The 23,912-nt window shown below is 33.7% G+C and carries 20 protein-coding genes and 1 tRNA gene; 14 read left to right on the top strand and 7 right to left on the bottom strand.

Annotated elements, in window-relative coordinates; translation table 11 throughout:
• The first annotated feature begins 4 nt into the window (after positions 1–4).
• From HQN62_RS00195 to HQN62_RS19070, 4 genes are all read left to right on the top strand, one after another.
• On the top strand, positions 5–1,429 hold the full coding sequence (locus HQN62_RS00195; protein ID WP_173502882.1) for a restriction endonuclease subunit S: 1,425 nt from the start codon (positions 5–7) through the stop codon (positions 1,427–1,429).
• Positions 1,430–2,057: 628 nt separating this feature from the next.
• Entirely contained in the window at positions 2,058–2,603 is a 546-nt protein-coding gene (locus HQN62_RS00190; protein ID WP_254454461.1) for a hypothetical protein, read from the top strand.
• Between the two features lie 261 nt (positions 2,604–2,864).
• A complete protein-coding gene (locus tag HQN62_RS00185; protein ID WP_173502880.1) occupies positions 2,865–3,473 on the top strand; it encodes a recombinase family protein in 609 nt (202 codons plus the stop codon).
• A gap of 197 nt (positions 3,474–3,670) precedes the next feature.
• A complete protein-coding gene (locus tag HQN62_RS19070; RefSeq protein ID WP_173502879.1) occupies positions 3,671–3,835 on the top strand; it encodes a MerR family transcriptional regulator in 165 nt (54 codons plus the stop codon).
• A gap of 114 nt (positions 3,836–3,949) precedes the next feature.
• On the opposite strand, the gene HQN62_RS00175 is transcribed toward HQN62_RS19070, so the two are convergent.
• Positions 3,950–4,025: transfer RNA gene (locus HQN62_RS00175), tRNA-Phe, on the bottom strand.
• 143 nt (positions 4,026–4,168) lie between these two features.
• On the opposite strand from HQN62_RS00175, the gene HQN62_RS00170 reads away from it, so the two are divergent.
• The 6 genes from HQN62_RS00170 (at position 4,169) to HQN62_RS00145 (ending at position 10,433) form a co-directional block, all read left to right on the top strand.
• Positions 4,169–4,903, top strand: a complete 735-nt coding sequence (locus tag HQN62_RS00170) for a type III pantothenate kinase (RefSeq protein WP_116796959.1) — start codon at positions 4,169–4,171, stop codon at positions 4,901–4,903.
• Positions 4,896–6,146: a BamG family beta-barrel-assembly machinery protein gene (gene bamG, locus HQN62_RS00165; RefSeq protein WP_173502878.1), complete on the top strand. Its 1,251-nt coding sequence runs from the start codon at positions 4,896–4,898 to the stop codon at positions 6,144–6,146. Before HQN62_RS00170 ends, bamG begins: the two co-directional genes overlap by 8 nt.
• Before the next feature lie 48 nt (positions 6,147–6,194).
• Positions 6,195–6,749 (top strand): LPS export ABC transporter periplasmic protein LptC, encoded by a 555-nt coding sequence (lptC, locus tag HQN62_RS00160; RefSeq protein WP_173502877.1) that lies wholly within the window; start codon positions 6,195–6,197, stop codon positions 6,747–6,749.
• Positions 6,750–6,766: 17 nt separating this feature from the next.
• Positions 6,767–6,958 carry a hypothetical protein gene (locus HQN62_RS00155; RefSeq protein ID WP_116796962.1) on the top strand — a complete coding sequence of 64 codons (192 nt, stop codon included), beginning with the start codon at positions 6,767–6,769 and terminating at the stop codon, positions 6,956–6,958.
• A gap of 5 nt (positions 6,959–6,963) precedes the next feature.
• On the top strand, positions 6,964–8,223 hold the full coding sequence (locus tag HQN62_RS00150) for a hemolysin family protein (RefSeq protein ID WP_173502876.1): 1,260 nt from the start codon (positions 6,964–6,966) through the stop codon (positions 8,221–8,223).
• Positions 8,224–8,333: 110 nt separating this feature from the next.
• Entirely contained in the window at positions 8,334–10,433 is a 2,100-nt protein-coding gene (locus HQN62_RS00145; RefSeq protein ID WP_116796964.1) for a peptidylprolyl isomerase, read from the top strand.
• 121 nt (positions 10,434–10,554) lie between these two features.
• On the opposite strand, the gene HQN62_RS00140 is transcribed toward HQN62_RS00145, so the two are convergent.
• On the bottom strand, positions 10,555–11,466 hold the full coding sequence (locus tag HQN62_RS00140; RefSeq protein WP_173502875.1) for a GYDIA family GHMP kinase: 912 nt from the start codon (positions 11,464–11,466) through the stop codon (positions 10,555–10,557).
• A gap of 42 nt (positions 11,467–11,508) precedes the next feature.
• Positions 11,509–12,825, bottom strand: coding sequence for a hydroxymethylglutaryl-CoA reductase, degradative (locus HQN62_RS00135; protein WP_116796966.1), 1,317 nt, complete (start codon positions 12,823–12,825; stop codon positions 11,509–11,511).
• A gap of 425 nt (positions 12,826–13,250) precedes the next feature.
• Between HQN62_RS00135 and HQN62_RS00130 the strand changes: the two genes are divergently transcribed.
• The 4 genes from HQN62_RS00130 (at position 13,251) to HQN62_RS00115 (ending at position 19,348) form a co-directional block, all read left to right on the top strand.
• On the top strand, positions 13,251–15,428 hold the full coding sequence (locus tag HQN62_RS00130; protein ID WP_173502874.1) for a S9 family peptidase: 2,178 nt from the start codon (positions 13,251–13,253) through the stop codon (positions 15,426–15,428).
• Between the two features lie 32 nt (positions 15,429–15,460).
• A complete protein-coding gene (locus HQN62_RS00125; protein ID WP_173502873.1) occupies positions 15,461–17,152 on the top strand; it encodes a peptide MFS transporter in 1,692 nt (563 codons plus the stop codon).
• 96 nt (positions 17,153–17,248) lie between these two features.
• Positions 17,249–18,760 carry a peptide MFS transporter gene (locus HQN62_RS00120; RefSeq protein ID WP_173502872.1) on the top strand — a complete coding sequence of 504 codons (1,512 nt, stop codon included), beginning with the start codon at positions 17,249–17,251 and terminating at the stop codon, positions 18,758–18,760.
• Positions 18,761–18,838: 78 nt separating this feature from the next.
• Entirely contained in the window at positions 18,839–19,348 is a 510-nt protein-coding gene (locus tag HQN62_RS00115) for a thioredoxin family protein (RefSeq protein WP_173502871.1), read from the top strand.
• A 9-nt stretch (positions 19,349–19,357) separates the two neighbouring features.
• On the opposite strand, the gene HQN62_RS00110 is transcribed toward HQN62_RS00115, so the two are convergent.
• The 4 genes from HQN62_RS00110 to surE all read right to left on the bottom strand — a co-directional run bounded on the left by HQN62_RS00110 (position 19,358) and on the right by surE (position 23,899).
• Positions 19,358–21,397, bottom strand: coding sequence for a ComEC/Rec2 family competence protein (locus tag HQN62_RS00110; RefSeq protein WP_173502870.1), 2,040 nt, complete (start codon positions 21,395–21,397; stop codon positions 19,358–19,360).
• A gap of 203 nt (positions 21,398–21,600) precedes the next feature.
• The gene (gene lpxB / locus HQN62_RS00105; protein ID WP_173502869.1) at positions 21,601–22,713 is read right to left on the bottom strand and encodes a lipid-A-disaccharide synthase; all 1,113 of its coding nucleotides are present in this window, start codon (positions 22,711–22,713) and stop codon (positions 21,601–21,603) included.
• 129 nt (positions 22,714–22,842) lie between these two features.
• Positions 22,843–23,127: a hypothetical protein gene (locus tag HQN62_RS00100; RefSeq protein ID WP_254454460.1), complete on the bottom strand. Its 285-nt coding sequence runs from the start codon at positions 23,125–23,127 to the stop codon at positions 22,843–22,845.
• Positions 23,120–23,899, bottom strand: coding sequence for a 5'/3'-nucleotidase SurE (surE, locus tag HQN62_RS00095; protein ID WP_116796974.1), 780 nt, complete (start codon positions 23,897–23,899; stop codon positions 23,120–23,122). Before surE ends, HQN62_RS00100 begins: the two co-directional genes overlap by 8 nt.
• Between the last annotated feature and the right edge of the window lie 13 nt (positions 23,900–23,912).

Raw genomic sequence — 23,912 nt, 5'->3', positions numbered from 1 at the left:
ATTGTTGGAACGGCTTGAGATTAGAGAAAGTAATTTTTCTAAGACGTTAGAAAATAAAGATTTTAGGATAGATAGCCAATTTTACACCCAAGAACCAAAGAAAAATAAAACGTTGGTCTATGATAAAATTGGAAATGTTTTGGAAAAAGCACAATATGGTGTGTCTATTTCAATGAACGAGGATAATTTAGGTTATCCAATTTACAGAATGAATGAAATTCACACAATGATGTGTGATTTAGAGGTGGGTAAAAGTGCAGAACTTAGCAGTAATGAAATGGAAACATTTCGTTTAAATGACAGGGATGTTTTGTTTAATAGGACTAATTCATTTGAGTGGGTTGGTAGAACTGGTCTTTATAAAAAGCAAGACGATAGAGATTTTGTTTTTGCATCATATTTGGTTAGGTTTATTCCAAATCAGAATAAAATTTTGCCAGAATATATGGTTGCATTTCTAAGTTCAAAACAGGGTATCTGGGATGTAAAAAGGAGAGCTAGGCAATCAATCAACCAAACAAATGTAAATCCTGAAGAGGTGAAAAATATTGATATACCAATTTTGTCGTTTTCAATTCAAATGAAAATTAAGGATTGTTTTGATAATGCTCACGAAAATAAATTGATATCAGCAAAAAAATATACTCAAGCAGAAGAGATTTTGTTTCAAGAAATAGGTTTACTTGACTTTCAACCGAGCAAAGAACAAATTAATGTTAAAAGTTTTAAAGAAAGTTTTGGTGCTTCGGGTAGATTAGATGCAGAGTACTATCAAAAGAAGTTTGAGGATGTAATCGAAAAGATAAAATCTCAGAGATACCATACTTTAAAACACATTGTAAGCATAAGTAAATCAATTGAACCAGGCTCGAATAGTTATTCTGATGATGAGACGGGATTGCCATTTATGCGTGTATCTGATTATGATAAGTTTGGTTTAACTGAACCAAATAAAAGATTAACTTTTGATTTTGTTAAAGAGAATCAAGATAAAATCGATGTGTTAAAGCCAAAGAAGGGTACTATTTTATTTTCCAAAGATGGTAGTGTAGGAACTGCTTATCATTTGAGAGAAGATTTTGAAGGGGTTAATTCAGGTGCGATTTTACATTTGAAAGTAAAAAATCAAAAGGAAGTATTACCAGAATACTTGACTTTGGCGTTGAACTCAAAAGTTGTAAAGATGCAAGCGGAACGTGATGCAGGTGGCTCAATAATTCTACATTGGAGAGTTGGGGAAATAGAAAACGTAATTGTGCCAATAATCGATTTCGATAAACAAAAACAAATAGCTGAATTGGTAGAAGAAAGTTTTAAGTTGAAAAAGCAAGGTGAGCAACTGCTAGAAATTGCCAAGCGCTCTGTAGAGATTGCTATTGAAGAAAATGAGGCAAAAGCTTTAAAATACATAGAGCAAAATATGGTTTAAAATCATTCTTGTTTCTTTAATAAAAACTTTTATAATCATCAAAATGGTGTAACCATTTTGATCTGCATAATCACTTTTAATATGTGATTTTAGTAAATATTTTGAACTTTATAAGGGTTAATATCACTGTTTATAGTTCTTAAAATGCACTAGACAGTCCTGCAAGTATTAAGCATTGCAGGTCGTATCATTACAGTCCAGATAGGAAAGGAAGGCATATTTGTCCCCCTTGCCTACTGGACTTTTTTGTTTTAGGAACATTCCGTTATCCGCCTCGTCACAAAATGTACACATTCCACCTTGGGCTACTAAGGCTATGCCAAGCAAAATTACAGCCCATATCTGGGGAAAGTTTTCCAGCAGTGTCACTTTGAAACACTAAAAATATGGGGAATTTGAAAAAATATTAAAATAAAGTGTCAAAATGATTGACTTTTTCGGACTTCGTTAGTATTTATTGTAAACAGAACTTGATTAACCCACCTTGTATGGGATTCTTGTATCTGAAGCATAACAAGAGGTAACATTAAAGTAAATGAAAATTGAAAATTTAAAAGAATTTATTAAAAGCACAAAAAAAAGCAAGAGTACAATAATACGGTTTTATAAAAAAAATAAGGAATTGTTTTTGGAGACAGAATTCAAGAATGGTAAAAGATTTTATCCAAAAGAGCATGCGAGATATTTTAATTCTGAAATCATGCACGATGAGAATAAGGTGTTGAGGTTGGAAAATCAGTCGATGCGAAATTTGATTGATTGTTTGGTGGACAAGAATAGTTTGCAATACAGACTTTGGCAGATGAACTGGGATTTCTTTTTTACAGTTGCATACAAAGCAGAGCGAAACAAAAAAAGTTGTTTTAGACAGATGCACGGCATGTACGAAAATCTTATTTCAAAATTTGGAGATGAAACAGGAATAAAGATATTCTTTACGACAGAGGCATTTTCAAATAGAACTGGTTATCATAATCACTTTGTTTTGCATGTCGAAAATAAAAAACTACACCAACAAATTGTAGAAGAAATACAAAATCATTTTAGTTACGATAGAGTAGATTGCGGTGTGTATGACAAATACAAAGCGGGATTGTTTTATGTAAGCAAAGATGGATTGGTAAATGAGGACTGGGACATAATAGGAAATAATTTGGGTCAAGATGCGAATTAAAGTAACCAAGATTCAATTTAAGATGTTGATTGATAATTTTGCAATTCTATCAAAAAAAGGATTAAGTATGAAAATGGATGCCAAAACGTATTTGTTCGTTTATGATGAGTAGTGTGCTAAGTTTAGATTATAGTCATTCAAGAGTATAGCACAAGAATTAATACCAACGCAAACAAAGGGTTTTATGTGTGCTAAAAATAACCACCCTAAAATTAGTATATTAAAAAATATTTTATATCTTTGTGGAGTAATAAATAAGACATGAAAGCCAGATATAACAGAATTTCGACAGCAAACCAAAATTTAGAAAGACAATTGGTAAAGCAAAATCCAGATGAGGTTTTGTTTAACGATGTTGTGAGTGGCTCGGTCGCTTTTGGAGAGCGCACCAAAGGAAAAGAGTTGATTGATGAAATCGAAGCGGGTAATATTAATTATGTAGTTGTTTCGAGTATTGACAGGCTCGGAAGAAATTTATTTGATATAGTTGGTACACTAGAATACTTCAACTCCAAAGGGGTCGTATTGAGAGTTGATAATTTAGGATTGGAATCGATGGTTATGGGTAAAGTTAATCCAACGTTCAACCTAATTATTAGTGTGATGGCGAACGTAGCCCAAATGGAGCGTGAGACTCTATTGGAACGCCAAAAAGAAGGCATTGCGATAGCTAAGGCAAAAGGGGTTTACAATGGTCGAGTAAAAGGGTCAACAGAATCAGATGCTGAGGTTTTAAGTAAATACAAAGAAGTAGTAAAGTTTTTAAAAATGGGTAAATCCCTAAGAGATATAAAAAGCAGATGTGAAGTTTCCTTGGGAACAGTCCAAAAAGTTAAGCAAATTTTGAGCAAAAACACCGTTTTGAGTTAAAATGGTGTTTTTTGTTTAAAATATAGGTTGTAAAAGTCGAAAATAAAGTGTATCTTCGTAAATATCGTGTTTTTTACAGGGAAATTGGTTGCGAGGATAACTGAAAAAATACGGAGTAGTACAATCGACAGTGCGAAAATTGAATGTTATAATGTCGGGATAGATACACTTGCAAGATAGAAATAGCTTAAATTACAATGGATGCGTTATTAACGAGCAAGCAAGTAATGGGGTTATTGGGCATAAAAAGCGAAACTACTTTAATAAAGTATGAGCGTGAAGGTCTAGTGAAAATTGCTAGAAGGTTCGGTAATCAAAAGAGATATTCAGTTAAACATATAGCAAAATTAACTGATAATTAAACTAAAAGGAGCAACAGCTCCTTTTTTTTATATGATAAAATTACGCAGTGAATTACGCAGTAAAAAGAAAAAACCCTTAACTATCTATTGATAATTAAGGGTTTGTTAAATTTGTGGTGGTACCTCCAGGGATCGAACCAGGGACACATGGATTTTCAGTCCATTGCTCTACCATCTGAGCTAAGGTACCGTGCTTATTATTTCACGTTGTTGCTATTTTCATAGGAGTTCCGTGAACTTGTTTGCGGGTGCAAATATAGAATCTTTTTTAAATTAAACAATACATTTTTTAAAAAAAATCTATTCGTACCTTAGCATTTTAAAAAAGACACTATGGTTTTAACTGTTGATATAGGAAATACAAGAATAAAAGCGGCTGTTTTTGAGGGATATAACACAATGGAAATTTTCGTTTTTTCTAAAGATGAAATTCAGGAAAAAATTGAGATTATTTTAAAGAAATATAAAAAAGTCATGTATTTGGTTGTGGCTTCTGTCGGTAATGTAGATAAAAATTTGTTTTTGTGTTTTCAAAAAGATCTGGATGTATGGTTTGTTTCCAATGAAGATGCATTTCCTTTTACCAATAATTATGCTACTCCAAAAACCTTGGGGATAGACAGGATGGTATTGGCGGCAGGTGCAACTTTGCAATTTCAAGGCAAAAACCGATTAATTATAGATGCGGGAACTTGTGTGACCTATGATTTTGTAGATGAAATGGATGTGTACCATGGTGGAGCTATTTCTCCAGGTTTACGTTTGCGATACGAATCGTTGCACAACTTCACCGAAAAACTACCTTTGCTAACTGTAGAGAGCCCTAAATATTTCGTTGGTGATTCAACCGCTGAAGCAATCCATTCTGGAGTTGTAAATGGATTGGTCTATGAGATTAATGGTTTTGTCGATGAATATCAATCAAAATACTCAAATTTTATAATAATTTTAACGGGTGGGGACACAGAATTTTTGGCTAAACGATTAAAAAATACCATATTTGCCAATTCAAATTTTCTGTTAGAGAGTTTGAACCAAATTTTTCAATATAAAATAGAAAATGATTAAAAAAATTATTGTTATTGCATGTTTCTTTTTTTCGCTAATGTCTAGTGCTCAAAGTGGATCTGCCTCTCCTTATTCTTTTTTCGGAATTGGTGAATCCAGATTTAAAGGAAATCTTGAAAATCGTTCCATGGGAGGTTTAAATATTGAGCAAGACAGTCTTCATATTAATATTTTGAATCCTGCTAGTTTTGCCAGTATTAGGTTTACTACTTTTACGATAGGTGGAAATTATACCTCTACTAGTCTGAAAACGGATTCTAAAAAAGAAAATGCACAGAGAACAACAGTGGATTATTTGGCTGTTGCTTTGCCATTAGGTAAAGTTGGTGTCGGATTTGGATTATTGCCTTATACTTCGGTAGGATATAATATTCAATCGACAAGTTCAGACCCAGATGGAGCAAATAATGTCATGAAGGGAACAGGTGGTTTAAACAAAGCTTTTTTTTCATTGGGGTATACAGTTATTCCCAGTTTAGTGGTTGGAGCCGATATACAGTATAATTTTGGAAGAATTAATAATTCAAATTTAGAATATATTACAGGGGTGGCAATAGGGACCCAGGAGGTGAATAAAGCCGATTTGAATGGGTTTACTGCTAATTTTGGTGCAATGTATAAACACAAAATATATAAAAAAACAAATTTGTACAGTAGTTTTACATACACGCCCCAAAGTAAATTGTCTTCTACTAATACCAGAACAATTTCTACTGTAAACTATAATTCTAATTTTGATGTTGGTGTTGTTGATCAAGTAGATGCAAGGGAAATTAGAACAGATTTGATGATCCCAGAAAAAATATCTTTTGGTCTTGGTGCCGGTCAAACAAAAAAATGGATGATAGGAACACAAATGGTTTTTCAAAATGTTGGAAAATTAGCATCTGATTATAATACTTCAAGCAATACAACTTATGGGAAATATTCAAGTTATAGTTTAGGTGGTTATTATGTTCCGAACTATAATGTCTTTTCTAAATACTATCAAAAAGTGGTTTATAGAGCTGGTTTGAAATATACAAAAACGGGCACTATTGTTAAATCAGAAGAAATAGACGACAAGGGGATAACGTTAGGTTTCGGATTGCCAATTATAGGTAGTCTGTCCAATGTTAATCTTGGTTTGGAATATGGACAAAGAGGCACAACTGCTAAAGGATTAGTTCAAGAAAATTATTTTACTTTTGCAGTGAGTTTCTCTCTTAATGACAAATGGTTTGGGCACAGAAAAATTGACTAATTTAATTATTAAGTTAAATTAATCGGTTTCCCTAATTGACATTCTATTATGACTTTCTATAAAAAATATATCCCGCTTCTTTTGCTGCAAATTATTGTTGTTAGTATGGTTTTGGGGTGTGAGAGTAATTTTAAGGAAGTTCAAAAAAATGATTATTCTGAGTTTGTTCCCAGTGGAGATGCTGACAATGTGAATTTAAAATACACCGATTCGGGAAAAATAAAATCCATATTGGTGAGTCCAAAAATGTATGATTATGCAAATGTGGATTTTGCATTTACAGAATTTCCAAAAGGAGTTGATGTAACGATTTATGATAATAAAGGAAAAAGAACCTTTATCAAGTCGAATTATGCAATTTCGTATAAACAAACCAATATAATAGATTTACAAGGGAAAGTAAAAATCACTTCGGAAGCCGGGCAAATGCTCGAAACGGAACAGTTGTATTTTGACCAAAAAAATCAATGGTTTTATACGGAGAAAAAGTTTAAATTGACAGATGCCAAAGGAGGTTCGACAGGACAGGGAATTGATTTTAGCAAAGACTTTAAAGTCGTGAACTCACAACGAATAGAAGGAGAGATTGAATCTTCAGAATAATAAAAAATAATGACAACATGAATTTCTTAAAATATACCTCATACCTTTACTTAGTTTTTGGAATCTATTTTCTTTACGATGGATATACAAAATGGAATACGAATGAGTCTCCTCTGTTATATTTCATATTTGGAGGTCTTGCCATTTTCATGTTTTTCTTTAGAAGAAACTTTGCCAAGAAATTTGAAGACAGAAACAAACAATCATAAATGCTATGGAAATAGGTATCATAATATTGTGTTTAATACTATGTGCTTTTTTTTCAGGGATGGAGATAGCGTTTATTTCTTCGAATAAAATTTATTTAGAATTAGAAAAAAAACAAGATAGTTTCGTTTCTAAAACTCTTACCAAGCTTACCGAGAAACCTTCAAAATTCATTGCAGCAATGCTTATTGGGAACAACATTGCACTTGTTGTTTACGGATTTTTTATGGGCGAATTGTTAATGGGTTGGCTGTTGCTTTTTAATTTGCATTTTTCTGATTTCACGAGTCTTTTGATTCAGACTGTAATCTCAACATTTATTGTTTTAATAACAGCTGAGTTTTTACCTAAAGTATTTTTTCAGATTTATGCCAATTCACTTATTAAGTTTTTTGCCATTCCGGCCTATGTCTTTTATAGATTATTCTATTTCATTTCGACTTTTTTGATATGGATTTCCGATTTTGTTTTGAAAAGATTTTTTAAAACGGATGGAGACCAGGTGCAGCTTTATTTTAGTAAAGTTGAATTGGGAAACTATATCAATGAGCAAATGAGTACGGTGGAAGATCATGAAGAGGTAGATTCTGAAATACAAATATTTCGTAATGCGTTGGATTTTTCGGGAGTAAAAGCGCGAGATGTAATGACGCCAAGAACCGAAATTGCGGCACTAGAAGTAGGTGAATCGCTGGAGAATCTCAAAGAATTGTTTATAGAAACTGGGTATTCAAAAATGGTAATTTACCAAAATTCATTAGACGATATCATTGGTTATGTCCATTCTTTTGATTTGTTCAAAAAGCCTTCAAGCATAAAGGAGATTGTTATTCCAGTTGAGTTTATCCCGGAAGCTATCTATGTAAAAGACGCTATGAGTTTGTTGACCAAAAAACGAAAAAGCGTAGCGGTTGTATTGGATGAGTATGGGGGGACATCAGGAATTCTGACCATCGAGGATATAGTGGAAGAACTATTTGGTGAAATAGAGGATGAACATGATTTAGATGAAGAATTGATAGAAAAAGAACTTGAGGAGGGTGCTTTTTTATTCTCTGCTCGTTTTGATGTGGAGTATTTGAATCTGACCTATAAACTGGCCATTCCAGAAAGTGATTCCTATGGCACGCTAGGAGGATTTATTGTGAATTTTACCAAGGAGATTCCTCAAAAAGGAGATGAGATTACGATCGAAAACTATCACTTTGTGATTGAAGAAGCCACAAATAAGAAGATTGAATTGGTTAAAATGACTATCAAAGACTGAGATTCTTTTTTTAATTTAAAAAAAAACAAAAAAAAAACAGTAGTTCTATAATTATTAATTAGATAATTGTATTTTCGCAAACAAAATTTTAAAATAAACAATAATATACAATGGCAGTTTTATCAAAAATTAGACAACATTCCGCTATAATGATTGGAGTTATTGCTCTAGCATTATTCTCATTTATAATCCAAGATCTTTTTACGAAAGGAAATTTTGGTAAGAGCTCAAAGGATGTTGGAAGCATCAATGGAAAGGATATCGCATTTGAAGACTTTAGAGTAAAAGTAAGCAATGTAGAAAAAAGTGGACAGGGGATTACTTCAACAGAAGCGTCTAGACAAGTGTGGGATCAAGAAGTGACTATCGCTTTGCTTTCTGCAGAATTTGATAAATTAGGATTAAGAGTAGGTGAGAAGCATATTTTGGATATCCTTAAGGCAGATCAAAATATTGGTAAAAATCCAATGTTTTTAAATGCTGCTGGTATGTTTGATGTTGTGAAATTCAAAGAATATTTCAAGTCAAATCCAGAGCAAGCACAATATTTGAAAGAGAGAGAAAAAAGCGCTGAATTGAATGCTAAATTTCAAATCTATAATACCTTGGTTAAAGCGGGTATTTATACTACTGAAAGTGAAGGAAAATTCAATTACGAAATGGGAGCGAACAAAGTAAACTTTGCTTATGTTGCCGGTTTGTTTTCTACTATAAAAGATAGTGAAGTAAAAGTTACTGATGCTGATATTTTGGATTACATGAAAGCGAGTCCAAAAAAATTCAAATCTGAAGAAACTCGTAAAGTAGAATATGTTCTAATTGAAGATAAAGCATCTCCAGCTGATGTGAATGAAGTTAAAACTAAAGTTAATTCATTATTGACAGGAAGTGTAGTTTACAATCAAGCAACTGGTAAAAATGATACTTTAGCTGGTTTTAAAAATACTAAGAATGTGATTGAATTTGTAAATTCAAATTCTGATGTACCTTATGATTCTTCTTATGTTGCCAAAAAAGATTTGCCTGCAGTTGATGCTGATAAATTGTACAACTTAGCTCCAGGAGAAGTTTACGGACCTTATGTTTTTGGAAAGTACTACTGTATTTCTAAGTCTTTAGGAAGAAAAGCAGGTGTAAATGCAAAAGCAAGTCATATCCTTATTAGTTATGAAGGAACTCAAGTGCCTAATAAAAGAGAGAAAAGAACTAAAGAGGAAGCTAAGGCTAAAGCTGAAGAAATTTTAGCTCAAGTAACTGCAAATCCAGATAGTTTCTTGATGTTGGCTTTCACTAGTTCAGATGATTCATCTGCTCAACAAGGTGGAGATTTAGGGTATTTTGGACAAGGTCAAATGGTGAAACCTTTCAATGATTTCGTTTTTAATAATGGTATTGGAAAAGTAGGTTTGGTAGAAACTCCATTTGGTTACCATATCATTAAAATCACTGACAAGCAAGACGGAATTCGTTTGGCAACTGTAGCTCAAAAAATTGAAGCTTCAGAAGCTACTTCTGATAAAGTATTTACTCAGGCAACTAAATTTGAAATGGATGTTGCTGATAAAGATTTTAATAAAGTAGCAAAAGATATGGCTCTTACTGTAGCTCCAGCAGTTTCAGTAAAAGCGATGGACGAAAATTTTGGTCCTTTAGGAAACCAAAGAACTATCGTTAGATGGGCTTTTGAAAAAGACACAAAAGAAGGTGCTGTAAAAAGATTTGAAGTGGCTAATTTAGGTCATGTAATTGCAAAAGTTAAAACTATTGATAATTCTGGATTAGTGCCAGTTGATCAAGCTAGACCTTATGTAGAGCAAATTCTTAAAAATAAGAAAAAAGCAGAATTGTTAAAAGCTAAAATGAATGGAAGTTCATTGGAAGCTATCGCAAAAGCTACAGGTACAACTGTACAACAAGCTACTGATGTTACTTTGGAAAATCCAGTTTTAACAGGTGGTGTTGGTCAAGAGCCAAAAGTGGTAGGAACTGCATTTGCATTGGCTGCTAATAAAGTATCAGCTCCAATTGAAGGGGTTACTGGAGTTTATGTAGTGAAAAACGTAAGCACTGTTAAAGCACCAGCTTTAAAAAGCTATGTTGACAATGTAAATAAATTAAAAGCCCAAAGCGCTTCTGAGATTAACAGAGTATTGCCAGCTTTAAAAGAAGGTGCTGATATTAAAGACAACAGAAAAGATTTTAATTACTAAACAGTAATTTTCAAACATAAAAAACCCGATACTTATAAACTGCAAGTATCGGGTTTTTTGTTTTATGGATTTTTCAATCAGAATCGGTGGTCGATTTCTAATGCTGAATTTGAGTAAAATATTATAATATCATTTCGATATAAGGAATAATGGTTTCAAATCCTTTAGATATAAAATAAGGACTAGGATTTTCTTTTGAAATGACCAATACAAAATCACCTCCCCAGGCTCCAAGACTTTTTATGGTTCCTTCAAAATCGGGAAACAAGGATTCTTTTGCGGTTCTTATTTCAAGAATGGAACTCAGTTCTTTTTCGTGCTTTTCTAACGCTTGCGCAAAAGTGTTTTCGTCTTTTGCATTCAAAACAGTTTCTGTAAGTTGATCGATGATTTCTTTTGCATCGTCTAAATTATTTTTTTTCTCTTTATAAGAAGCAATGGCATTTTTGCTGTTTTGCTTTTGGTTGAGATAAACAAAGTATAGGTTTTCTGTAAATGTTGGATGGAAATTTACTTTTTCAACAATTGGTTTGCCTTGTTCAAGATGATATAGGATAGGGCAATCGTTTTGTGCACAGGCAATATCATAACCACTGCCTCCAAAACTGTTTTTAAGCAACGTAAAGGCATTAATATTAAACCACTGAGCGATATTGTTTATTAACGTCGAAGAGGTTCCTAATCCCCATTTTTTCGGAAAACTCAGTCGGGTAGAAACAGTATAACCCTCTGATTTTAAAATTACATCCGTATTCAATCGATAGGCTTCTCGTAAAATGGTAATAAGAGTGTTTTTTACAGATTCTTTTTCAAAAGGAGTTGTGGAAATAATTTCTGAAAACGGAATTGTATCTTCAAACCACACACTTCCGTCGGCATCATGACTTTTCCATTTTATTTCTTTGTTACCGGTTTTCTCCACAATCAGGTTTTGTCCAAATTTTGTAGGCAAGGCCAATGCTTTTGCGCCATCAAGGACCAAATATTCTCCTGTTATCAAAAGTTTTCCGTTACTGTAAAATGTTTTTTCCATTATTTTATTAACTCAAATAACTTTGTCAAAGTTTAAGGATAATTATTTTCTTAAATTTTCAATATAATCAACTACAGCACTATGGGAAACAACATGATGTTTGAAGTATTTTTTTATTAAAATACGTTCTTCTTCATTAGCTTCAAACTGATTTAGGATATTGTTCAAATGCATTTTCATGTGTCCATCCTGAATTCCTGTTGTAGTCAAAGAACGCAATGCAGCAAAGTTTTGTGCCAATCCAGCTACTGCAACAATTTGCATTAATTCTTTGGCAGAAGGTTTTTCAAGCATTTCTAAAGACAACTTTACTAAAGGATGCAGCGATGTCAATCCGCCAACAGTTCCTAAAGCCAAAGGAACTTCTAGCCAAAAACTAAAGATTCCGTTTTCTATTTTGGCATGGGACAAACTGGAATAATGTCCTTTTCTGGAAGCATAGGCATGGATTCCTGCTTCCACGGCTCTGAAATCGTTTCCTGTTGCGAGAACAACAGCATCGATTCCGTTCATAATTCCTTTATTGTGCGTTACGGCACGATACGGTTCCACTTCGGCAATTTGCACTGCTTGAATAAATTTGGCAGCAAATTCATGAGGATATTCAATATGTTTTTCGGCTAAATCTTCAATAGGACATGAAACTTCGGCGCGAACAATGCAATCTGGAACATAATTGGAAAGAATACTCATAACTATTTGTATATTCTTTTCTTCTTCAGTAAACATTTCAAAAGCTAGTGCCTCATCTTTTAATGTTTTGGCAAATTGTTCCAAACAAGAATTGATAAAATTGGCTCCCATGCTGTCTTTGGTTTCAAAAGTAGCATGCAGCTGATGATAATTTGGCAATAAACTGGTTTTGTTTTTTAGAATAATATCTAAAATGCCACCACCACGTTTTTGCATATTTTTGGTAATGCTTTCAGTAGTTGCGAACAATTTGGATTTTAATTGTGCAAAGAATAACGTCAGTTTGGATTCGTCTCCTTTGTAGATAAAATGTACCTGACCAATTTTTTCAGTACTAATAACGGTTGCTTTGAATCCACCACGGGTTGACCAAAATTTAGCTGCTTTGGAAGCTGCCGCAACAACAGAGCTTTCTTCAATGGCCATTGGAATCGTGCTGTATTTTCCATTGATAAGGAAATTTGGTGCAACACCCAAGGGAATATAAAAATTTGAAATCGTATTTTCTATGAATTCATCATGAAGTTTTTGAATTTTTTCATCAGAATTCCAGTAATTTTTAAGTAGTGCTATAGCTTCACTTGGAGTTGAAAAATAGTGATTGGCAATCCAGTTTATTTTTTCTTCTTTGGATAATTTAGAAAATCCAGCAACAGCGTTGTTCATAGGTATAAATTATAGCTTTATGTTCGCAAAGATACACATTCCATTTTATTGCTTTTTTCAAAATGAATCTGTATTACGAATTCGATTAATTTATTTAGGGAATTGACTTTTTGATAATTTAAAATTGGATGAGTGTTATATAAGAAGAAGTTTTGTTTTTATTATAAAATTTTAAATACTACAAAATCAATGGAAAGAATGATTGCACTTTGTTTAGTTTTTAGAAAAATATTTACTGAAATTGTTAAAAATAATTTTTTATAACATTTAACAAGACAAAAGTGTTTTATTTATAAAATTTTCACTAAAATTGTCGCTTTTATAACTTAATCCATATTATGTAATGAGTATTACATTAAATTAGTACAAATACTAATTATGAATGCAAAATTGCATATTGAAAAAGAAAACAAATTTACCTAAATATGAATTCGAATAAGATTACTGCCCTACTTTTCTTTTTGTGTGTTACTGTATTTGGACAACAAAAAATAACCGTTGATGAAATTTATACGGGCGCTTTTCGTGCCAAAGGAATGGATGAATTGCAATCAATGAAAAATACCAATCAATACACTGTATTAAATTCTGACAGAGCAACTAGAAGTATGCAAATCGACCTTTATGATTTTGCAACCCTAAAAAAAGTGTCTAACCTTATCGATACTAAAAATTATAAAGAATTAGCGGATGGGATTGATAGTTATACTTTTGATGATTCAGAAAAAGAGATATTAATTGCTTGTCATTCAAACAAAATTTTCCGCCACTCTTTTACAGCAGATTATTTTTTATATGATATAGCTGCGAAAACCCTAACAAAACTTTTTGATTTCCAGGTTCAAGAACCAACTTTTTCTCCAGATGGAACTAAGATAGCTTATGCTAAAGAAAACAATTTATATGTTTATGACGTAGCTTCAAAAAAATCAACTGCAGTTACTACTGATGGAAAGAAGAATGCTATAATTAATGGAATTACGGATTGGGTTTATGAAGAAGAATTCGCTTTTGTACGTGCTTTCGATTGGAGTGCAGACAGCAAAAAACTAGCTTATATCCGTTTTGATGAAAGTGCTGTGCCAGAATTTTCAATGTCGATTTTCCAAAAAAGTTTATATCCAACAGTTGAGACTTTTAAATATCCTAAAGCAGGAGAGAAAAATTCGTTAGTTTCATTGCATTTATATAATGTAGATTCTAAAGCTGTAATAAATGTGGATTTGGGAAAATATAATGATTTTTATATCCCTAGAATAGAATGGACAAATGATGCTAATGTTTTATCTGCAAAAGTGGTAAATCGTCATCAGGATAATCTAGATCTATTATTCGTTGATGGAACTACTGGAGCTGCTAAAGTTGTTTTTAATGAAACAGAAAAAGGGTACATCGATTTTATTGATACGGATAATTTAACTTTTCTGAAAGACAATAGCTTTATTTGGACTAGCGAAAAAGACGGCTTCAACCACATTTATCTTTATGATAAAACTGGAAAACTAAAAAATCAAGTTACTAAAGGGAACTGGGAAGTTACTTCATACTACGGTTTCGACGAGAAAACAAAAACTATTTTCTATCAATCTACAGAAAATGGTTCTATCAACAGAGATGTTTATCGCATAGGATTAGACGGAAAAAACAAAGTTCGTTTGTCTAAAAACACTGGAACAAATGCGGTTACTTTTAGTCCTAATTTCCAATTCTTCATTAATACTTTCTCAAGCGCTTCTCAGGCTACAACTTATACTTTGAACGAGTCAAAAGCAGGGAAAGAAATTCAGGTTATCGAAAACAATCAGGCTCTTACAGCAAAATTAGGAGGTTATAATTTGCCGTCTAAAGAGTTTTTTGTTTTAAAAACAGCAAAAGGGAATGAATTAAATGCTTGGATTATCAAACCGAAAGATTTTGATGCTTCAAAAAAATATCCTGTTTTTATGTATCAATATTCAGGACCAGGATCTCAACAAGTGAATAACGATTGGAATAGTGCCGATGATTACTGGTTTATGTCGCTTACACAACAAGGGTATATTGTAGCTTGTGTTGACGGACGAGGAACTGGTTTTAAAGGAGCCGATTTCAAGAAAGTGACACAGAAACAATTAGGAAAATATGAAGTTGAAGATCAAATCGATGCTGCAAAAGTAATAGGTTCTTATCCATATGTAGATGCTTCAAGAATTGGTATTTTTGGCTGGTCTTATGGAGGGTTTATGTCGTCTAACTGTATTTTTCAAGGAGCTGATGTCTTCAAAATGGCAATTGCGGTGGCACCGGTAACGAACTGGCGTTTTTATGATAGTATTTACACAGAAAGATACATGCAAACTCCACAAGAAAATGCAAGCGGATATGATACTAATTCGCCAATTAATCATGTAGAGAAATTAAAGGGAAAATTCCTTTTGATTCATGGTTCTGGAGATGATAACGTGCATGTGCAAAATTCTATGCAAATGATGGAAGCTTTAATTCAAGCCAATAAACAATTCGATTCTCAAATATATCCGGATAAAAATCACGGAATATATGGAGGAAAAACTAGAATTCAGTTGTATACCAAAATGACTAATTTCATCAAAGAAAATTTATAAACCAAATCACAATACAAATACCAAAAACAAAAATGACAGAAACTCAATCGAAAACAGCACATCCAAAAGGACTTTGGGTATTATTTGGAACCGAAATGTGGGAACGGTTCAATTTTTATGGAATGCGAACTCTGTTGGTTCTTTTTCTTGTAAATTCCTTAATGATGAAAGAAGAAGATGCTTCTTTAATTTATGGGGGTTTTCTGGGACTTTGTTATTTGACTCCGATGCTTGGAGGTTTTATTTCAGATCGTTTTTTTGGAAATAGAAATTGTATTATGCTAGGTGGATTGATGATGGCCATTGGGCAATTATTATTATTTACCAGTGCTAGTGTTTTTGGTGAAAATCTAGGTTTGGCGACTACTATAATGTACTCTGGATTAGGAGTAATTATTTTTGGTAACGGATTTTTCAAACCAAATATTTCCAGTATGGTGGGAAGTTTGTATCCAAAACAAGAAAAAAGCAAATTAGATACTGCATTTACCATTTTCTATATGGGAATCAATTTAGGGGCTTTCTTGGGTCAATTCATTTGTCCATTGATTGGAGATGTTAAAAGCTTAGGTGGAGTTCGCGATATTCACGCTTTTAAATGGGGATTCCTTGCTGCTGCAATTGCGATGCTTCTTGGAACTTTGGTGTTTTATTTCTTGAAAAATAAATATGTGGTTACTCCAGAAGGGAAACCATTAGGAGGATTGCCTTCTAAAAATGAATCTTCAGATTATGAAGTTGGCGAGGCTCAAAGTGCTGTTTTTAGTTCAAAAGCCTTAATAGTATCAGTAATTGCTTTCGTTGGATTATTCTTATTATTTCATTTTTCGGTAGATGGTACAAACGTTGTAAAAACGATTATTTATCCAATCATTTATGCAAGTGGTATTACATTGGCAGGTTTGATTTTATCAGACAGTTCATTGACTAAAATAGAAAGAGATCGAATTATTGTAATTTATATTATTTCTTTCTTTATTATATTCTTTTGGGCAGCTTTTGAACAAGCAGGATCATCTTTAACTTTTATTGCGGATAACCAAACTGACAGAAATTTTTTCGGTTGGCCAATGCCTGCTTCTATGGTTCAAATTTTCAACGGATTATTTGTTGTTGCTTTAGCTGTCCCTTTCAGTATGTTGTGGGATAAATTAAGAGCAAATGACAAAGAACCTATTTCTCCAGTAAAATTGGCTTTAGGATTGTTGTTAATTACGGTAAGTTTTTTCATGATTGCCACTCAGGTAAAAGATCTTGGTACTTCAGGTTTGTTAGCAATTAAATGGTTAATTCTATTGTATTTATTGAATACTTGCGCTGAATTATGTTTGTCTCCGATAGGTTTATCATTAGTTGGTAAATTATCTCCAAAACGCTTCTCTTCTTTACTGTATGGAGTGTTTTTCTTGTCGAATGCTTCAGGTTATGCACTAGCGGGAACTTTGGGTTCTATATTACCTGCAACAGGTGATAAATTCAATAAAGCAAAAGAACTTGGAATTGATTTACAGGCTGTTTTAGATAAAAAAATAACGCCTACAGCAGAGCAATTGCAATTATTGGACAAAAATCAAATTATGGATCATAACCCAATTTTTGCCGGTTTTGAAATTCATAACTTATTTGAATTCTTTATGGTATTTGTTGCGCTAACGGGTATCGCTGCACTTATTTTATTTGCACTAACTCCATTTTTGAAAAAAATGATGCACGGTGTTAGGTAATTTACTAAAATAAAAATAAACTAAAAACATCATCTTTTTGATTCATTCAAAGAGGTGGTGTTTTTTTATTTAAACTCTTTTTAATATAATTTTATAATGGAACAAAATTTAAGTTTAGAACAAATACAAAATTTCAAAGGGAAGTACCCTAAGCAGCTGTGGTATTTGTTTTTTAGTGAGATGTGGGAGCGTTTTTGTTTCTATGGAATGCGTGGAATGTTGGTTGTATTTATGGTTGGTCAATTAGGGATGAATGATAGAATTGCCAATTTGCAATATGGTGCTACTCAAGCATGGGTGTATGCGTTTACATTTATTGGTGGATTGTTTGCCGACAAGATTTTAGGTTTGCGAAAATCTTTATTTTGGGGTGGAATATTAATGATCATTGGGAGTGTCATTCTTTCGATAGATCCCAAAAATTTCTTTTTTATTGGAATTGGATTTACCATTGTTGGAACTGGATTCTTCAAACCCAATATTTCATCAATGGTTGGACAACTATACCAAGATGGTGATCCGAGAAGAGATGCCGGTTTTTCATTCTTTTATATGGGTGTAAATCTTGGAGCATTAATTGGAGGATATATTTGTATAGCTGTTGCCGAGGGTTCTATGTGGCAATCACTCGTTCCCGAACATTTACGCTGGAATGTAGGTTTTGGATTTGCTGCAATTGTTATGATTATTAGTCTTTTGACATTTACGCAAACTCAAAAAAAGCTTGGAACTATTGGGATTTCACCTTTATTGGAAATTGAAAGTTCCAAAAGGAAAAGAATGGAGACACTGACTTATGTTGGTTCATTATTGATTATTCCAGTAATTATTATTATGGTGGCCAATACCGTTTACACGGACTATTTTATGATGTTCATTGGGCCAGCTTCTATTTTGTATTTGCTTTATGAGATGAAAAACTTTTCGGCTAGCGAAAACAAAAAATTATTTGCCGCATTGATATTCATCATATTCTCCATTTTCTTTTGGGCATTTTTTGAGCAAAGTGGAGGTTCTTTAAGTCTTTTTGCAGTGAATAATTTAAATAACACTATTCTTGGGGTTAAATTAAGTCCAAATGGAGTGAACAATTCTGCTAATTCATTTTTCGTTATCGGGTTTGCTGCCTTAGTGGGATTGGTTTGGTTGTGGATGGCCAAAAGAAAAATAGAGCCCAATACCGTTATTAAATTCGGTTTGGCATTTTTATTTTTGGCAGCAGGTTTCTGGATTTTTTATTATACTAAATTCTTTGCAGGAGCTGATGGTAGAACATCCTTAGGATTGTTTACTTTTGGATGGTTCATTATTACATTTGGGGAACTTTGTTTGTCACCAATTGGTATGTCTGCAATGACCAAACTATCACCTCTAAAAACGCAGGCGGTAATCATGGGAATGTGGTTTTTGGCTAGTGCTTATGGTCAGTATTTTGCTGGATTATTAGGAGCTAATATTGCAGAAGCTTCTGAGCATGCAACCAATCTTGAAAAGTTAAATGTCTATGCCGATGGATATAAACAATTAGGTATTTATGCTTTGATTGCAGGGGTAGTTTTAATCCTTATTTCTCCATTGGTGAAAAAATTAATGCAAGAAGTAAAGTAGCGGACAAATTTTGGTATTATTTTTGTTTAAATTTGTAAATAAGAAATTAGAGGGTAAACAAAAAAATAAATAGAGCAAATGAAAAAAGTATTTTTGATAACATTGTTTTTAATCGGAGCTGTTGCGACTCAGGCTCAAGAGTTAAAATGGTATACAGATGTAAAAGAAGCTATAACAGTTTCAAACAAAGAGAAGAAACCGTTAATGTTGTTTTTTACAGGAAGTGATTGGTGTGGATGGTGTATTCGTTTGCAAAATGAAGTGCTAAAAACACCTGAATTCAATAAATGGGCCAAAGAAAGTGTTATTCTAGTGGAGTTGGATTATCCTAGAAGAACGGCTCAATCAGATGAGATTAAAAAACAGAATAATGAATTGCAACAAGCATTTGGAATTCAGGGATTTCCAACTGTTTATTTTGCAAATGCAACCGTGAGTAAAGAAGGGAAAGTGAATTTTGAAGGTTTAGGAAGTACAGGTTATGTCGCTGGAGGACCAACAGCATGGTTAGCAATTGCAGATCCTTTTGTAAAAAAACCGGCATTAAGTCCTGAACCAACAAAAGGCAAAAAATCTAAAAAAGCATAAGAAATACAATTAATTAATTTTATAGAATCCCTTTTCACTAGTTGCGTGAAAAGGGATTTTTTGTTGGGAACAAGTTGTTTTCCATCTTTTCTGAAACGATTTGTAATTGGATGCATCTGCAACAACCATTTTAGGTTTTGTAGTTTGCAATAGTCTGTCAAAATTAATTTTTGGAGATTGTGTGATTATTAAAATATCTGGTTGTATCGTCTTCGGATACACTTTTGAACTGTCTATTAGCAGGATTTTATTTCCTTTAAAATATATCAGATTCTTCAGTTTATGTTTTTCTTTTAATTCGCTAAAGTTGGCCGTGAGATAGGAAGCGAGTACTTTGTTGGTTTCGGAATTTTTTAAAAAGCTGCTATTAGCATATAGCTTTGCGTTAGCTCCATTTCGTTCTAAGAGCTGGGTATTTTTTGAGGTATTTAAAACAACAAACTCGGCTTGATTTTGGACTTCCCATTTTGTTGCAATAGCAGATAATTGAAAGGTTACCAAGGCTATTAATGCCCAAACTAAGTTTTTAAAGCGTTTTTGCTGGAAAGCAATAATTGTTGTGATAATAACCAAATAACTACTTATTAGGAGTGCTGTGTTTAAAGGAATGTCTTTGATAATGAATTGTTCCAATGAGGCAATGTAGCCAATTATTTTGTCCAAATAATAAATACTTATTTCCAGAATTTTTGCCGGATAAAAAGGAACCCAGCTGAAAGAAGCAAAAACCATTACCAGACAGCCAACTCCCATAATAATACTCAGGAACGGAATCACAATGATATTTGTGACAAAGAACAATCCTGGAAACTGATGAAAGTAATAAATACTGAGAGGCAAAGTGCCAATCTGCGCCGCAAATGAAACGGTCAAGATGTCCCAAAAGTAGTTAAGGATTTTGTTTTTTGGTTGCCAAAGTTTTGCCATCAAAGGCTGCAGCCAAACGATAAAAAACAGGGCAACATAACTCAACTGAAAACCGACATCGAATAAGAATGAAGGCTGAAACAGCAAGATAAGTAAAATCGAAACAAGAAGTGTGTGATAAATATTGACGCTTCTTCTCAAATATTGCCCGATCGCAACAAAAGAAAACATCGTTACCGAGCGTACCACCGAAGGGGCTAATCCTGCCAAAATCCCAAAAAGGAACAAGGCAGCGAGTGTAAGTAACAACTTGATGAAAGCACCTTTTTTTGTATTAGGAAAAGGTTTTAGCAGAAAAGTGACGAACAGTAATATAAATCCAATATGCAATCCCGAAACCGATAAGATATGTACAGCTCCTGCATATTGATAGTCCTGAATAATTTCGGAATCAATGTCTTGCTGTTGACCCATTATTAGTGCTACGGCAACGTTTAATTCTTTATTGTGGAATTTGCTTTTCTCTAAATTTTGGATAATCCGGGTTCTTAGTCGTGCGGTGTAATACCAAATGTCTTTTGTTATTTCGGCATTGAGCTGTATTTTATTTGGCTCCGAGTAGAGTTGGGCATAGATTTGTTTGTTTTCGAGGTATTTCTGGTAATCAAATTGATTGGGATTCTTCTGGCTTCTATTTTTATATAAAAGTGCATTGATTTTTAATTGATTTCCGATGTCAAAAGAATGTCTTGTGCTGTCTTTGCTAATGTTGAGTAGAATTCGGCCAGAGGATTTTTCTTGATCAATTGAATTTACTAAGGCAATATAGCGATCGTTGAAAACGGTACTTTTTAATTTTTCCCTTAATGTAAGTATGTAAGTGTGGTTTTTGTCAAAGATGTTTTTGTAGTGAGTGTAGTTGTTTCGTTGGTTGGAATCGGTGTGGACTGTTTGTGTGGTGACACCGATGGAAAAGACTAGGAGGTACGTTGTGATTCCAAAAGGCACTTGAGATTTTGCATTTGTTTTACTTGAATAATACGTTCCGATAAAAATAATGGCGTTTATAGTCAGAAAAGCAAATACAATTGGAGGAAGGATTGGCTTTAGGGAATAGGCGAGCAGTATGCCTGCAATAAAGGCTATCGTGATTCTGGCTACTGGGAATTGCATTACTTTCATAATGCCAAAATACAAATATTTTGTAAGAAATAAGTGCTTTTGTAAAGAATTTCCTTATGATTGTCCGCTTGTCTTGCGTGAGGGATAGGAGCAAGCTACCGAAGTAGCGTGGATAGCCCGACAGCATAAAGGAAAGGAGCCAAATCACCACAAGATGATTTGGCTCCTTTTCTTTATGGTGGCACGCCCAACTTATTTTAAAATTACTTTATGGAATCAACAATTAAGTGAGCTGTTTTTTTGCTGGCGCCTATTCCTCCCAATTTTTCTTCGAGTAAATCGTAGTTTTCAAGAAGTGTTTTTCGGTAATTGGGTTCCAGAATTTTGGTTAATTCTTCACGGATGCGTTTGGTTGAGCAGTCTTCTTGAATTAATTCGGTTACAACTTCCCTGTCCATAATTAGGTTGACAAGCGAAATGTATTTTAGGGTGATGATGCGTTTGGCGATTTGATAGGAGGCCCAACTGCCTTTGTAGCAAACGACTTCTGGAACTTTGAAAAGAGCGGTTTCGAGCGTGGCCGTTCCGGATGTTACCAGTGCCGCGGTGGCGTTTCGTAATAAAGCATAGGTTTTGTTCGAGACGAATTTTATGTTTTCGCCGGAAATGAATTGCTGGTAAAATGATAATTCCTGGCTTGGAGCTCCTGCAATCACAAATTGATAATCGGGGAAATCCTTGACAACACTTAGCATCACCGATAACATTTTACTGATTTCCTGTTTCCGGCTACCGGGTAAAATGGCGATAATTGGTTTTTCGGACAATTGATTTTCTGTCTTGAAAGTATTAGCGTCAATACCTGATTGATTGTGGATGGCATCAATCAATGGATGCCCAACAAATTCAACAGAGAATTTATGTTTGACTTCGTAAAAGTCTTTTTCGAATGGCAAAATTACGTACATTTTGTCAATATCGTGTTTGATAGCCGTGATTCGGTTTTCTTTCCAAGCCCAAATTTGTGGGGAAATGTAATAATGGTTTTTATATCCGACTTGTTTCGCCCATTTGGCAATTCGCATGTTGAAACCGGGATAATCGATGTAAATAATCACGTCCGGTTTGAATTGCGTAATGTCGTTTTTGCAAATAGTGATGTTATTCAAAATGGTTTTCAAGTTGAACGCCACTTCGATAAACCCCATGAATGCCAATTCGCGATAGTGTTTTACCAAAGTTCCGCCTACATTTTGCATCAAATCGCCACCCCAAAAACGGATGTCGGCATTTGGGTCTTCTTCATAAAGTGCTTTCATTAAATTGGAACCATGTAAGTCTCCAGAAGCTTCTCCTGCAATAATATAGTATTTCATTTTTGTGTTTTTTTGGATGAACAAAGATAATATTTTAGATACTAAGATTCTGAGATACTAAGTCGCTGAGATAAAACGGAGATTTTTAAAAAAAACGTAGAATCTTAGCGACTTAGTGACTCAACAGCTCTAAAGAAATAAAGTAACAATAGTGAGCATGATAACTGCCAAAACGACACCTCTTGCCATAATTTCTTTATTCATTTTTAGTAAAATTCCGAAGGCGATTAAATCCATTATAGAGCCTAGGGTAACAATTTTCCCAAGATGTCCTTCGTTTTTCATGGATTGGATTCCGGCCATAAAATCCGAGTGAACAACAAGTGTAATGTACAAAAACATTCCCAAGAGGGAAGCTAGAATTCCTATTAAGAATCCGATAAGTAAGTCTATTTTATTCATTTCTTTATTCATTCCAATCTCTTTTGGTTAAGTTTTGTATTGCGTGATGTGCGGTCAGGTCAAATTGTACAGGGACTATCGAAATAAATCCATTTTGCAATGCCCACTCATCTGTGTCTTCGCCTTTGTCCTGATTAACAAATTCTCCTGTAAGCCAGTAGTAATCTTTGCCTTGAGGGGTTTGTCGTTTGTCAAATTTTTCCGTCCAAAGGGCATTAGCTTGACGGCAAATTTTAATTCCTTTGATTTCTTTTTTCTTTAATTTGGGAAAATTTACATTCAAAATAACGCCTTCCGGAAGTTTGTTCTTTAAAACTTCGAGTGTGATTGTTTTGATAAACGATTTGATTTGTTCAAAATCGGCATTCCAATCATAATCCAATAAAGAAAAACCAATTGCTTGAATACCTTCGATTCCAGCTTCTACGGCGGCACTCATTGTTCCGGAATAGATGACATTTATGGATGAGTTGGAACCATGATTAATACCCGACACACAAAGGTCCGGTTTGCGTTTTAAAATTTCGTGAACGGCTATTTTAACACAATCTACAGGAGTTCCGGAACAGCTGTATTCTATGATTGCATCTGTGTCTTTTGAAATTTTATTGAGATATAAAGTGTCGTTTATGGTAATGGCATGCCCCATGGCGCTTTGGGGTTTATCTGGAGCGACGATAACGACATCTCCTATTGTTGCCATTACTTCGATCAAAGCTCTTATGCCCGGAGCAGAAACACCATCGTCATTTGTAATTAGTATTAAAGGCCTTTCATTTTTCATTTAATAGCTGTTA

This window comes from Flavobacterium sp. M31R6 (assembly GCF_013284035.1).
GTDB lineage: Bacteria > Bacteroidota > Bacteroidia > Flavobacteriales > Flavobacteriaceae > Flavobacterium.
Note: the sequence above shows the minus strand (reverse complement) of the source record. Positions and strands in the feature narration are given on the sequence as shown.

Excerpts from the sequence above, each read along its gene's own strand:
- HQN62_RS00185 (WP_173502880.1), top strand. The coding sequence starts at position 2,865 with ATGAAAGCCAGATATAACAGAATTTCGACAGCAAACCAAAATTTAGAA.
- HQN62_RS19070 (WP_173502879.1), top strand. The coding sequence starts at position 3,671 with ATGGATGCGTTATTAACGAGCAAGCAAGTAATGGGGTTATTGGGCATA.
- HQN62_RS00170 (WP_116796959.1), top strand. The coding sequence starts at position 4,169 with ATGGTTTTAACTGTTGATATAGGAAATACAAGAATAAAAGCGGCTGTT.
- bamG (WP_173502878.1), top strand. The coding sequence starts at position 4,896 with ATGATTAAAAAAATTATTGTTATTGCATGTTTCTTTTTTTCGCTAATG.
- lptC (WP_173502877.1), top strand. The coding sequence starts at position 6,195 with ATGACTTTCTATAAAAAATATATCCCGCTTCTTTTGCTGCAAATTATT.
- HQN62_RS00155 (WP_116796962.1), top strand. The coding sequence starts at position 6,767 with ATGAATTTCTTAAAATATACCTCATACCTTTACTTAGTTTTTGGAATC.
- HQN62_RS00150 (WP_173502876.1), top strand. The coding sequence starts at position 6,964 with ATGGAAATAGGTATCATAATATTGTGTTTAATACTATGTGCTTTTTTT.
- HQN62_RS00145 (WP_116796964.1), top strand. The coding sequence starts at position 8,334 with ATGGCAGTTTTATCAAAAATTAGACAACATTCCGCTATAATGATTGGA.
- HQN62_RS00140 (WP_173502875.1), bottom strand. The coding sequence starts at position 11,466 with ATGGAAAAAACATTTTACAGTAACGGAAAACTTTTGATAACAGGAGAA.
- HQN62_RS00135 (WP_116796966.1), bottom strand. The coding sequence starts at position 12,825 with ATGAACAACGCTGTTGCTGGATTTTCTAAATTATCCAAAGAAGAAAAA.
- HQN62_RS00130 (WP_173502874.1), top strand. The coding sequence starts at position 13,251 with ATGAATTCGAATAAGATTACTGCCCTACTTTTCTTTTTGTGTGTTACT.
- HQN62_RS00125 (WP_173502873.1), top strand. The coding sequence starts at position 15,461 with ATGACAGAAACTCAATCGAAAACAGCACATCCAAAAGGACTTTGGGTA.
- HQN62_RS00120 (WP_173502872.1), top strand. The coding sequence starts at position 17,249 with ATGGAACAAAATTTAAGTTTAGAACAAATACAAAATTTCAAAGGGAAG.
- HQN62_RS00115 (WP_173502871.1), top strand. The coding sequence starts at position 18,839 with ATGAAAAAAGTATTTTTGATAACATTGTTTTTAATCGGAGCTGTTGCG.
- HQN62_RS00110 (WP_173502870.1), bottom strand. The coding sequence starts at position 21,397 with ATGAAAGTAATGCAATTCCCAGTAGCCAGAATCACGATAGCCTTTATT.
- lpxB (WP_173502869.1), bottom strand. The coding sequence starts at position 22,713 with ATGAAATACTATATTATTGCAGGAGAAGCTTCTGGAGACTTACATGGT.
- HQN62_RS00100 (WP_254454460.1), bottom strand. The coding sequence starts at position 23,127 with ATGAATAAAGAAATGAATAAAATAGACTTACTTATCGGATTCTTAATA.
- surE (WP_116796974.1), bottom strand. The coding sequence starts at position 23,899 with ATGAAAAATGAAAGGCCTTTAATACTAATTACAAATGACGATGGTGTT.